Annotated in this window: 7 protein-coding genes; 5 read left to right on the top strand and 2 right to left on the bottom strand. The window is 38.2% G+C overall.

What is annotated here, in order from left to right; all coding sequences use genetic code 11:
* Positions 1-254: 254 nt before the first annotated feature.
* The gene (locus GAB14E_RS17285; protein WP_033081183.1) at positions 255-2,438 is read right to left on the bottom strand and encodes a TonB-dependent hemoglobin/transferrin/lactoferrin family receptor; all 2,184 of its coding nucleotides are present in this window, start codon (positions 2,436-2,438) and stop codon (positions 255-257) included.
* A 280-nt stretch (positions 2,439-2,718) separates the two neighbouring features.
* Between GAB14E_RS17285 and GAB14E_RS17290 the strand changes: the two genes are divergently transcribed.
* The 5 genes from GAB14E_RS17290 to GAB14E_RS17310 all read left to right on the top strand — a co-directional run bounded on the left by GAB14E_RS17290 (position 2,719) and on the right by GAB14E_RS17310 (position 9,300).
* The gene (locus GAB14E_RS17290; protein ID WP_052093499.1) at positions 2,719-3,258 is read left to right on the top strand and encodes a MotA/TolQ/ExbB proton channel family protein; all 540 of its coding nucleotides are present in this window, start codon (positions 2,719-2,721) and stop codon (positions 3,256-3,258) included.
* Complete coding sequence (locus tag GAB14E_RS17295) at positions 3,258-3,596, top strand: DUF2149 domain-containing protein (RefSeq protein ID WP_033081182.1); 339 nt, start codon at positions 3,258-3,260, stop codon at positions 3,594-3,596. The genes GAB14E_RS17290 and GAB14E_RS17295 overlap by 1 nt, the downstream gene beginning before the upstream one ends.
* Positions 3,597-3,608: 12 nt before the next feature.
* Complete coding sequence (locus GAB14E_RS17300) at positions 3,609-7,751, top strand: cobaltochelatase subunit CobN (RefSeq protein WP_231561992.1); 4,143 nt, start codon at positions 3,609-3,611, stop codon at positions 7,749-7,751.
* 182 nt (positions 7,752-7,933) lie between these two features.
* On the top strand, positions 7,934-8,470 hold the full coding sequence (locus GAB14E_RS17305; RefSeq protein WP_081967727.1) for an SRPBCC family protein: 537 nt from the start codon (positions 7,934-7,936) through the stop codon (positions 8,468-8,470).
* Positions 8,467-9,300 carry a sterol desaturase family protein gene (locus GAB14E_RS17310; RefSeq protein ID WP_033081181.1) on the top strand — a complete coding sequence of 278 codons (834 nt, stop codon included), beginning with the start codon at positions 8,467-8,469 and terminating at the stop codon, positions 9,298-9,300. The genes GAB14E_RS17305 and GAB14E_RS17310 overlap by 4 nt, the downstream gene beginning before the upstream one ends.
* 120 nt (positions 9,301-9,420) lie before the next feature.
* Here the strand turns inward: GAB14E_RS17310 and GAB14E_RS17315 are convergent, their stop codons facing one another.
* Positions 9,421-11,292: a hypothetical protein gene (locus tag GAB14E_RS17315; RefSeq protein ID WP_033081180.1), complete on the bottom strand. Its 1,872-nt coding sequence runs from the start codon at positions 11,290-11,292 to the stop codon at positions 9,421-9,423.
* Between the last annotated feature and the right edge of the window lie 1,059 nt (positions 11,293-12,351).

Genomic DNA, 12,351 nt, shown 5'->3' with positions numbered 1-12,351 from the left:
CGTATTTAACGCGCTTTGTGCTGAAAAGTTAACAGTAAAAAGTTAACGGTGAAATGATTTGTTAGGCTATTAGCTAAAGAGGCTATTGAAGTAAGCATAATAAGTTGAGTGAGCCTTCAAGCAAGTATTCTTGACTTGAGTCGTAATCTTTTTAAAATAAAAATGACCATATCATTATATGGTCATTCTATTCTTCACCTATTGGTTGACTGCTAATCTACCAATAATTAATGAGATACTATTAGTGTATACATTTAGAAATCATAACGCATTGATACGGCAAAACCACGGCCGGCTTCAGTCACATCCATTAGGGTTGAATTATCTTTATGGCCAGCGCCGTTTAAGTATTTAACATACTCTTTGTCAGTTAAGTTAGTTAAGGCAAGATTAACTCTAAATTCGTCACTAACTTGGTAACTTGCTAAAAAATCGACTGTGCCATAACCCGCAACTTCGGCATTACCTTCATTCACTTTATCCATACGGGTAGCCCAATTAAGAATAAGCTCAGCTGATAAGGCGTCAACTTCATAACTAACACCAGTAATGCCTGAAAGTGGTGAAATGCTGGTTAGGTAATCACCGGTAGCATCATCTTTACCATCTTGGTATGCTGCATTAGCAAATACAGAAACACTATCATTGAGGTGATAACGAACCGCTGCTTCAATGCCTTTAAGCGTTACCGAATCAATATTTTGATATTGATTAATTGCTACCACCATATCTTGGCCCGTATATGGGTCAGTAACGGTTTCATGGCCAATAACTTCTGTTGCTAAGAAGTTATCAAACTGGCTGTAATATATGGCTGTTGAAAAGAAGAAGTCGCCAGTATGACCACGTAAACCAATTTCAAAATTATCACTTTCTTCAGGGGCTAAATCATCACTAGGCACAATCTTATAACCGTACATTGAATTATCATGCTCGATGTACGCTAAGTCATAAGCTGGTACTTTAAAACCTTGTCCATATTGGACAAAACCAGCAATAGTCTCGGTAAATTTATATAGGCCGCCAATGCTTAATGATAGATGGTTTTCATCAAAATCTGCGTAAGGGGTGCCGTCTTCTTTAAGTGCGCCATTAGCGTCCATTTCATATATATCAAAACGAGCACCTGGAGTAATAATAAGCTTATTATCTAATAATGAAATCTCGTCATTGATAAAGAAACCTGCACGAAAAACATCAGTTTCTGGGAATTTATCACTTTCTTGTGGATAACCTGGTTTAGGTGTACCTTCTACTGAGTAGAGCTTTGACTCCGTTCTACTTGAGGTCGATTGTTCAATGTCTAAACCATAACCAATGGTATGAGTCTCATTAAGCGCTAAACTAGCGTTAGATAAAAATCCTTGGGTTTCTTGTTTGTATACTGATGTTTTCCACATATCGCGAATTTCAATAAGCGGATAACCATAATTAGCGTTAATGTCTAACTGACCATATTCAACATCTTCTTGTTCAGTACTATTTGCATACACTGAAACATTGAGCATGTCATAAATAGCTGTTGGTGATTCACTATGAAAGCGCAATTGAAAGGATTGGTTATCCTTTTGACTTTCACTATTCTCATCAACAATTGTATAACCGTCAAGATCTCTAAAGTAGCCTAATAAACCGTAAGCTACATCGCCAGTCACATCTTGATGCCAAACATCAGCAGTAAAACTTAGGTAACTATCTTCATTGAAATTGTATTTAGCTTTGTAGAAGACACTGTTTGATTCAATGTCTAATGCTGGTTTAGTCTCAGCATAGTTTTGTGACTCTGCACCGTTACGATAACTTAGATTAAGTACCTGCTCAAAGTCGCCAGTCGCTAGGGCAAAGGTAGTACCAATGTTGCCTTGCTCACCATCATCGGTGTAGCCAACTTTTACATTACCTGCAAAGGTTTCGCCATCGGTTAAATAATCAGAAGCATCTTTGGTAGTGAAAACAATAATACCACCTAAGGCATCAGAGCCATAAAGTGAAGATGATGCACCTTTAGCTACTTCTACTTGTTTTAAGGTATCGGTTTCAATAAAGCCACGGCCAACAATGTCATTTAGGCCATTAGCGCCATAACCTTCGTTCATACGCATGCCGTCTTTGATCATCAATACCCTATCACCGCCCATACCACGCACGATAATATTTTGTGCGCCGCCAGTATTACCAGTCACTTGTACACTGGGGTCATATTTAAATAACTGGCTCATATCTGTCACCAGCTGCTTTTCAATATCTTGTTCAGTGATTACCGATATGCTTCCTGCCACATCTTTTAAAGGCTTTTCAGTTTTAGTACCACTGACAACGATTATTTCGAAATCTGTATTTACCGCATCATCGATATTATCTGCGCCATAACTTGATGGAGCTATAAAAAGAGCAGTTGAAATTGCAGTGGCGAGGAGGGCGCGCTTGGGCATAAACATTTTTAATTCCTATTAAGAAAGAGGTATACCTAGGGACCAAATAAAGATATCAAGTCAAGGTATCAAGTAAATAATTTGCTTCAGGAAAAGCAATATATGGTCCAGTGCCCACTATAAAGTAGTGTTTTTGTGCAAGAAGTAGGCGCTGCTTATTAATTTCGTGCATACCATACATAACGAAAATACAAATGTAAACCTAAATAAGAATAATTATTATTTGATAAATTTATCGGGTGTATGTACAATTCCACCGCTTAATTTTAATGAGGTAATTAGCACAGTGAATATTCAATCTTTAGAAATGACCATGGCGCAAACTTCAGAGTTATTGATGGCTCCCGTTATTATTTTAATCTGTACGTTAGCCGTTTATGCTATTTATGCTTTAGGGCGATTTTTCTCGCAGTACTTGGTTAGAAAACAAAATAAATTAGCTTATATTCGTCAAGTGGCATCTATAGGGAGTGCACAAGTAACGACACACAATGGTTACCCAATTCATAATTACTTTATCGAAAACCCTAAAGCCAGCGAAGATGAGTTAGAGGTGGTTGCTCTGAAGCAATTAGAAAACTTACGCATAGTGACACGTATTGCGCCAATGCTTGGTTTGATAGCCACAATGATCCCTATGGGACCAGCACTGCAAGCATTAGCCGATGGTAATATCCAAGGAATTAGTGAAAGTTTGATTATTGCCTTTGCCGCCGTTATTTGGGGCATGGTTATTTCATCGTTAACCTTTTGGCCTGCTTCAGTGAAAAAACGCTGGTGTGCGGTTGAATTAATTAACATCCGAAAAATTAGAGGCGACGCATAATGCGCTTTCTTGATGAAGATGAAGAGCTAAACCCTATTCTTAGCGCTGTTAACTTGGTTGATGTGTTTTTGGTGATCATCGCCGCTCTATTAATCGCTTTGGCGCAAAACCCTTTGAGCACTTTTTCCAGTGAAGATGTCACGGTAATTAAAAATGCCGGTAAACCAAATATGGAAATCATTGTTAAAAAAGGCAAAGAAATTAAACAATACAAGTCAACTGGCGAAGTGGGCTCGGGTGAAGGCATGCGTGCTGGCATTGCTTATACTATGGCAGATGGCAGTTTTGTTTACGTACCTGAAGGTGGCAAAGATAAAACAGGAGCTAAGCCTAAATAGCTTATAGAAATAATGATAACAAAAATTTTAAATCAGCTTACTTTACTAACGACTTTAGCACTGATGTGTTTGGTTAATGTTAGTATTGCTGGGCAAAATGAATCGCAAGCCAAGGCGCAAAATAAACCTGAAAGTAAGTCACAGAGCACGCTACAAGATAGGCCTCAAATATTATTAATGATGTCCTCGCACGCCTCTAAACCTAAAGGTGACTTATTACAATTATTAGCTAAAGGTCAACCGTTTGAGTTAGTTAATTACTCAAGCAAAGGTAAATCAGACGAAGACATTAAAGCGGCTTGGTCGAAAGCCAGCTTAATTATGCTTGATGGCATTAATCCCGCCTTGTCTAAATATATGTTTGGTAAATACCAAGGTTATCCCGCTAAATTTGCGTCAGTGCCAGTTATCTCCATGGGTGATTTAGTTAACACTAGCATGAACCAAGGGCTATCTAGTGTGCAAGCCAAAAACATTGGCAGTTATTATAATAATGCCGGTCGTGATAACTATGCTAATTTGATGGTTTATCTTGCCAATGATTTTTTAGGATTATCTTCAGTTAGTGCCAAAGCACCAATCATTGTACCTAGTGTCGGATTGTATCATTATGATTTCCCCGGTTTAGTTAGCGCAGATGAAGATGCTTTTTTTCAGCAACTCAATATTAGCGACAATCAACCGGTAATTGCGATTGGTGTTCACCGCAGTGTGATTGATTATGAGCAACAACAAATTGTTGATGCTTTGATCAAAGGTCTTGAAGCTAAAGGGGCAAAAGCGCTAGCGTATTTCTTCGAAGGCGAAGACCAGCCAATGAACTTCACCGATCTTTTAAGTGTAGAGAATGTTGACAGTGCTAAGGGGTTTGATAGCCGTGTTGATTTATTAATTAACTACCGTTCATTGCACTTTGTCGCTAAACGTCGCAGCGAATTTGAAAAACTTGGCGTGCCAGTATTACATGCGCTTAATTATACTGAAGGCGACCAAGCAAGTTTCGAAAAAGATAATGCAGGTATTTCTCCTTCATTAACGCCATTTTTCTTGGTCATGCCAGAAGATACTGGTAGTGCTGATCCAACCATCATTGCTGCTAATAATAATGGCGTTAAAACTGCTATCGATTATCAATTAAATGCCTTAGTTGAGCGCGCCTTTAATTATGCAAACCTTGCCTACATCAAAAATAGTGAGAAAAAAGTAGCGACCTTTATTTGGAATTATCCGCCGGGTGAAAAAAATATTGGTGCCGCCTTTTTAGATGTACCAACATCAATTGAAAATATTGCTAAAGCAATGAAAGTAAAAGGCTATAACGTTGATGTTAAAGGCCATAAAGAAATTATTGAGTCAGCAGGTAAATTATTACGTCCATACTATCGTCACGGAAAGCCCGGCGAAGATGCAGAGCAATTAATAGCCCAAGACTTAGCAGAATACATGCCATTAAGCACTTACCTTAATTGGTTTAATGCACTACCTGAAAATGTCACTAAACCTATTATTGAACGTTGGGGCAAGCCAGAAGAAAGCGGCATGTTACGACAAGCTAAAATTAACGGCGAAACAATACCTTCGTTTGTTATTCCAAGAATGAATCTTGGTAATATGATTGTTATGCCACAAGGCGTACGTGGTGAAGATGCCAAGGAACATGCAAACTTATACCACAGCACTAAAGCACCTATTAATCATAGCTACCTTGCTATCTATTTATTTGCCCGTGAAACTTTCGGCGCAGATGCTTATATTCATTTGGGTACTCATGGCAGTCAAGAATGGTTAACGGGAAAAGAGCGTGGCTTATCAGTTTATGATGCGCCAAGTTTAGCCCTAGGAAACTTACCGGTATTTTATCCTTATATTATTGATAACGTCGGTGAAGCTATGCAGGCTAAACGTCGTGGTCGAGCGACTATGATAAGTCACCTAACGCCAGGTTTTGCCAAAGCAGGTTTATATACTGAAGTAGCAACCTTAAGTGAAAAAATTAATAATTACTTAATGTTATCTGAAGGTAAAACTAAAGCGAATACTCAAGCTGGCATCATAGTGCTAGCACAAGAGCTAAATATGTTAAAAGATTTAGCCATTGAGCCAGAGACCATGGCAGCTGATTTTGATCAATATATTGCTAAATTACAAGACCACTTAAACGCCTTGGCACAAATGAGCCAACCATTAGGTGTGCATGTTTTTGGGGACTTGCCAAAAAATGCTCATTTATTTACGACTATGTTGCAAATGTTAGGAGATGATTTTACCAAACGTGCTGCCGAATATGAGCAAGCGCATGACATGACAGTGCCAGCGGCTGAGCAATTTGATCAGCGTAATGTTAAAAATTTACCTGCGCTTGATGGTTTTCAGTTATTAAAAGCCTTTATCGGCTCTTCTAAAGGTAAGCCTGTGTCTTTAACAGACTTAGATGAAAAGTTAGCCGCTGATTTAGAAGTGGCAAAAACCTATTGGCAAAACTTTCAAGCCATAGCGGAAACACAGAACTTAATGCTTGCTCTTGATGCGAACTATATTGCAACCAGTTACGGTGGCGACCCTATTCGCAACCCAGAAGCTACGCCAACCGGTCGTAACCTAATTGGTTTTAATCCAGCAAAAGTACCTTCAAAAGAAGCTTACGATGCTGGTGTTATTTTGATGAATCAAACCATTGATGCTTATGTAGCTAAGCATGGTAAATTCCCAGAAAAGTTAGCCTTTTCACTATGGTCACTTGAAACAATGCGTCATCAAGGCGCTTTAGAAGCGCAAATTCTTCATGCCCTTGGTTTAAAACCTAAGTGGAATCATCAGGGACAAGTTATTGGTACAGAAGTTATTCCCTATAAGGATTTAAAGCGCCCACGTATCGATGTCGTTATTTCTGCAACAGGTTTATATCGAGATGCTTTTCCTAATGTGATGTTATGGATAGCAAAAGCCATTGATAAAGTGGCTAAAATGAAAGAAGACAATAACTTTGTTTATCGCCATGCTACCGCTTTAAAAACAGAGCTACTTGAAAAGGGTAAGTCAGAAGAAGATGCCGACTATTTATCGTCTATTCGTATTTTTTCTAATGAAACAGGCAACTATGGTACTGGCTTAGCAGGCAGTTCTTTAGCTTCTGATACTTGGGAAACCGATGATAAATTAGCGAATCTTTATCTAGGTCGTATGGGTTTTGCTTATGGCGCGGATGAAAAACGTTGGAGTGAAAGTGTTAGTAATGCACTAGGTGAAGGGGAAGGCTTATATTCTAAAGTTCTCTCAGGGACTAACGGGGTAATTTTCTCACGCTCAACTAATCTCTACGCTTTAATGACTAACGATGACCCATTCCAATATTTTGGTGGTATCGGCCTAGCCGTACGGCATCTCGATGGTAAAACGCCGGAAATGTATGTTTCGAACTTGCGTAAAAAAGATCAGCTAAAAGTACAAACCTTAGCTGAGTTTGTTAACCAAGAAATGCGTAGTCGTTATTTTCATCCACGTTGGATTAAAGCGATGCAAGACTCTGGTTATGCTGGTGCTACAGTTATCCTTGATCGCATGAACAACATGTGGGGCTGGGAAGTGATGACACCTGAAGCGATACGTGACGACCAATGGCAGGAGTTCTTCGAAGTGTATGTTGAAGATAAATACCAAATGGATATGCGCGAATTCTTTGAAGAGCATAACGCTGAAAGTTTAGCACAAATTATTGAACGTATGCTTGAAGCCGTTCGTAAAGGTTACTGGGATGCAGATGAAGAAACTATCAAGAAAATGGTAGAAACTTACTCAGAACTTGCTACTCAGTTTGATGTTGCTACTGACAATGTAAAATTTAATGAGTATATGGATTCTGCAGCGGTTGGTTTTGGTATGATGCCACTCTCTGAGGCATTAGCACAGACGCTGGCACAGCCAGAAGTTCCGCCACCCGCAGAAGAAGCAAGCCAAGCAACTGAGCAAGTTTCGGGTCAAAAGCTGGAAGAGCAGGCTAAATCTGAGCCGGCAGAAACTGATTACAGTACACTCTATTGGTTACTGGTTATTTTCTTTATAGGTCTGGTTAGTTACTTTGTTAGACCAACTAAAAAGACAGTTTGGCTTAAAGTAAGTACTGACGATGCTAAGCCGGTATTAGATAAAGCAGCTTAACTTCTTGAAGGTTCGTTTTACTTATTAAAATTAAGCCCTAACAAATAAACTTGTTGGGGCTTTTTATTTGTTTGTAATCTTAGGTATTTACAATGAAGAAAAAATAAACACTTGTTGTTTTAGTCTAACTCTGGTTGAATAAAATTAATTAAACACCTGTATGAATATTTTTGGTGGGACATATGATTACCATTGTAGTGAAACAACAAGTAGCTGCTCCTTTGGGGCAAGTAAGCCAAGCTTTATTAGATCATGCACAGCTAGACCGATTTTTTAATGCCAAAATAACCTTAATAAAACCACAAAATAAAGGCGAGTTATTAGGTGGCAAGGGCGCTATTCGTCAAATAGCTATCGGAAAAATAGTCTTTAACGAGGAGATTATTAGTGCCAGTAATATGCATATTTGCTATCGCATCGTTGGCAAAGGGCCTGTTTCTGAGCATCAAGGTGATATTCACTTATCAGAAACTCAGTTAATTGCAGAGGGGATTGCCAATCAAAGTACACAACTTGATTATGTGATTCAGTTTAATGGACCAAAATGGTTACCTGACTTTTTGTTGAAATTTTTTGTTGGCCGAGATATCAAAAATTCGATGAAAAAATTAGCACTATACTTTTCCGACAGCCAGGCTGCCAGCGAAAACGTTGCAAGTGATAACTGTTTAGTCGAGAAGGCTTCAAAAGCTGATTCTTCATCAGGGAAGCCAGCATGAGTATTGAAATCATTTTATTAGCATTAAGCCCGATCTTTGTCGGCTTTATTATTTATGAATTTGTTAAACACCGCAAACTTTATGATATTAAAGACAGCATGGCAAATACCGCTTTAGCACTTATGCATCAAGGCTCTGATGCCATTGCTTTATTACTGTTGATGCCATTTTTTTATTGGTTACATCAGTTTGCTGTATTTGATATTTCACTCAGTTTCACTACCGTTTGTATCGCTTTTTTATTGCAAGACTTTCTCTACTATTGGTTTCATAAAGCGTCACATCATATTCATTGGTTATGGGCAGCCCATGTAGTGCATCATAGCTCAACTAAAATGAACTTCTCCACCGCTTTTAGACAATCCTTGATGTATCCATTAGCAGGAATGTGGATTTTTTGGTTGCCGATGATAATTATCGGTTTTGATCCCAATACTGTTTTCACTGTGGTTGCGCTTAACTTAGCTTATCAATTCTTTGTTCATACCGAAATTATTTATAAGCTCGGTTGGTTTGAAAAAATATTCAATACCCCTTCACATCACCGGGTGCACCATTCCGTTAATAAAGCGTATTTAGACAAGAACTTTGCCGGAGTATTAATTATTTGGGATAAATTGTTTGGTACATATATGGAAGAAAATGCTGAAAAAAATGGTCCGTGTCGCTACGGTATTATCGGCCAAATAGAATCCAATAACCCCTTGTATATTAGTTTTCATCAGTGGCTATATATGTTTAAAACGGCTTTTAATGCTAAAGGTCTTAAGGCTAAGGCTCGTGTACTATTTAGCTATCCAACAAGTTCGGTTGAACCAGAAAAACATTAACGATGAAAGGAAATAGCCTGTACTTATTCGGGGAAAGCTTACGAGTCATAGCTATTAACTACCTCTGAGGTAACTAATAGCTATGGTTTATGTTTTAGTGATGGATTAGCTGAGGCTTAGTTAAGGCAATGTTGATAAACATGAGGCGCCTTCAGCGGTATTGTCATTGATAAAGTCATCACTACCGGTGACTAAGTAATAATCATAATGCTTACCGGCGGAATGAAAAGAGGATGACCTAAAATAGATACCAGGCCAACCCATAGCTCTGGTAATGTAGGAGTTTGGGAACTGTGAATAATTAATAGCCGTTTGATTATAGAATTGGTGTAAGCCAAAGGCATCTGAAGTATCGCTGACCCCTTGAACAGGTAAGTTCATACTTTGGTTTACACAGCTATCCGTTGCCGTTTGCCAATCGTAAATTGCCCAAACAATAGAAGTATTTACATCAGTGTATTCTCCATTATGTAATGGCACGGCACCAGCAGAGCTAATATTTAATAATGTTGATTCAGTAACGTTTAATGGTCGATGTAATCTTTTTGTGACACCTGATATGGTTAAATCAATAAAGCTTACTGGTGAAATGACGCGTTTAGTTATTTTATTATCAGCATCTAACTCAGTTGGTAAACCACCAGATATATCAGTGGTTGCTTGCTCAGAAGCCAATAAACAAATTTCGCCCGCCTCAATAGTATCAATGCAAACTTCAAGATCATGGCCTACTAGCCAGTTTGCTTCTTCTATTGGACTAGTACCCGTAATAGTGAAAGAAGTATCATCGGTAGATCTTACTGGCGAGTAACTTGGGTGTAATATCCGCCAAGTTACGCCGTTATAGCTATAGCCCGTAATGGCTAAAGAGATTATTTGATGCAACTCTAACTCACCCGTAATAACAATATCTGCAATCATTTGGTTAGTGCATTGAGCCGTTCCATCAGTAGGTATTCCCGTTATGCTAGAAGGTGTGACACATACAGATAATGCCTTGCCTGCACTATCATCAGGAAGTGTATAGGTATCACTGTTGCTTACTTCGATACTATCAATAAGCCAATTGATGCTTGTGTTGTTTTCTAAGTCGTTGTCAGCATCAACGTAGTCATAGGATACCGACATGTTATTACCTGCCTTGGCAAAGTTAACTAACAGCAAGTTATCTATTGTTGGCGCCGTCCCTGCTTTAGCGTTGATAAGTTCTTCTTCACTACAAACAACATCACCAGTGGCATTTTCTCCAGAGATAGCTATAGGAGTTAAGCAAAAAGAAAGTAAACTTCCTTGATGGCTTGCAGCTAAGGTAATATGTTCATCGCTACTAAAGTCGCTATCATCTATCTTCCAATTTAAAATACTTTGACCTTCAAGCCTGTTATTTTCATCAATAAATGAATAACTTGCAGATATTTCAATACCTGTAGTAATTGAGTCAGTTAGTACTATCAATTCAGCAGAGGGCTTTGAATATTCTCCGGTAATAGTTATATCAGTACAAACCTTAATGCCTTGAATTTCTTCCCCAGCTGCAGCAATGGGGGTAACACAAAAAGTTAAATTCCCCCCTTCACTGTCATTAGGCAGGGTGAAGCTTAATGAATTATTGAGTTCAATATCATCAATTAACCATGAGTATAAACTCGTACCCTCAATATCATGCTCATCGAAGTAGGTATAACTAGCACTGATGTTATTGTTGGGTTGAGTTGGTGGGGTAATGATTACTTCACTGGCTATAGGGGCAACATTTACAACCACGGGTGGCTCTTCAACCACGGGAGGTTCTTCAACCACGGGAGGTTCTTCAACCACGGGGGGGTCTTCAACCACAGGGGGTTCTTCAACCACAGGAGGTTCTTCAACCACAGGAGGTTCTTCAACCACAAGAGGTACTTGATCGTTTTCGTAGTCATGACAGCTTGTTAACGTTAATAGTAGTAATACTTTAATGACAAGGAGAGTAAGGTGTGTAAAAAATTTAATCATATTGTTGCTTGCCTTGCTAACGTTAGAAAATAAATATGTTGTTTTCTGTCAATAGTACAAATAATTATGTTTAGTTGATACTCGTATTCCTAAACTACTTCAAAATGCACGTTTCAGGACGGCGTTCAACTCATAATCAAGGTGCGTATGCAATTAATGGATACTCCCTTAATTGCATACGCGACGATGAAAATTCGTTGTTCATTCGCCCCATACTGTTGGTTTAGATACTTCTTATCTATCGTTATTGATTTCGACAGGGGCGCAACATGGATGTGGTTTATTAGAAAATGTCTTGCTTAAAGGCGTGTCTAATTCCAGCTGAATCCTACATCTTAAGGTTGTTTGGGTATAAACCTATATATTCACTTCATATTAGTATCATAGTCACAAATATAAGTTAACGCAGATTAGCCAACATAATACTCTGATAAGTTAATTGCACGAAAGTGCCATTAACTGTGTACTTTATTCACCATGATTAATTAATACCTGCGCATGTAACTTATTTCAAGCCTGTTATTTTTGGCTTTCTTGTTCTGTATCAAGCTAACACTAAGCACCTGTAACCGTTTTGAAACAGAATTTTTGGGAGATGTGCAGAGAGGGGAGGATTTCGTTGCCAGTTACGACGTTGCTCAAAATCAGCAAGTACGGTTTAGTATTGATAATTTATTCTATGAATCTTACATCGCTACCCGTATGCATAGCTCGGTATGGTCAGTAAACCGTTAACCGTTTCTGTTGGCTATCAGTATAACCTTTAACTAGTTACTATCAATTATTGATTATCGAAAGGTAGCTTGGTAATAAGATATTTTGACGATTCTATAATGAAATACCCGTAGTTTTTGCTGCAGGTCTTTTTTAGCTTGGCTGTTATAATGTAAATGAACTGATCTATTTATATATATGTTTTGTAAAATTAGAAAACTAGAATAAAAAAAATAATGATATAGCAAAAATGTATGATATATATACAGATGTAATAAGGAAGTAATGAAATGATATAAGGATGTAATTTAATATTTATTTTGAAGTTATTAAAGTCACCCTTAG

The sequence above is a fragment of the Colwellia psychrerythraea genome (assembly GCF_000764185.1).
Lineage (GTDB): Bacteria > Pseudomonadota > Gammaproteobacteria > Enterobacterales > Alteromonadaceae > Colwellia > Colwellia psychrerythraea_B.
This window is presented reverse-complemented; position numbering and strand designations above follow the sequence as displayed.

Excerpts from the sequence above, each read along its gene's own strand:
- GAB14E_RS17285 (WP_033081183.1), bottom strand. The coding sequence starts at position 2,438 with ATGTTTATGCCCAAGCGCGCCCTCCTCGCCACTGCAATTTCAACTGCT.
- GAB14E_RS17295 (WP_033081182.1), top strand. The coding sequence starts at position 3,258 with ATGCGCTTTCTTGATGAAGATGAAGAGCTAAACCCTATTCTTAGCGCT.
- GAB14E_RS17300 (WP_231561992.1), top strand. The coding sequence starts at position 3,609 with ATGATAACAAAAATTTTAAATCAGCTTACTTTACTAACGACTTTAGCA.
- GAB14E_RS17305 (WP_081967727.1), top strand. The coding sequence starts at position 7,934 with ATGATTACCATTGTAGTGAAACAACAAGTAGCTGCTCCTTTGGGGCAA.
- GAB14E_RS17310 (WP_033081181.1), top strand. The coding sequence starts at position 8,467 with ATGAGTATTGAAATCATTTTATTAGCATTAAGCCCGATCTTTGTCGGC.
- GAB14E_RS17315 (WP_033081180.1), bottom strand. The coding sequence starts at position 11,292 with ATGATTAAATTTTTTACACACCTTACTCTCCTTGTCATTAAAGTATTA.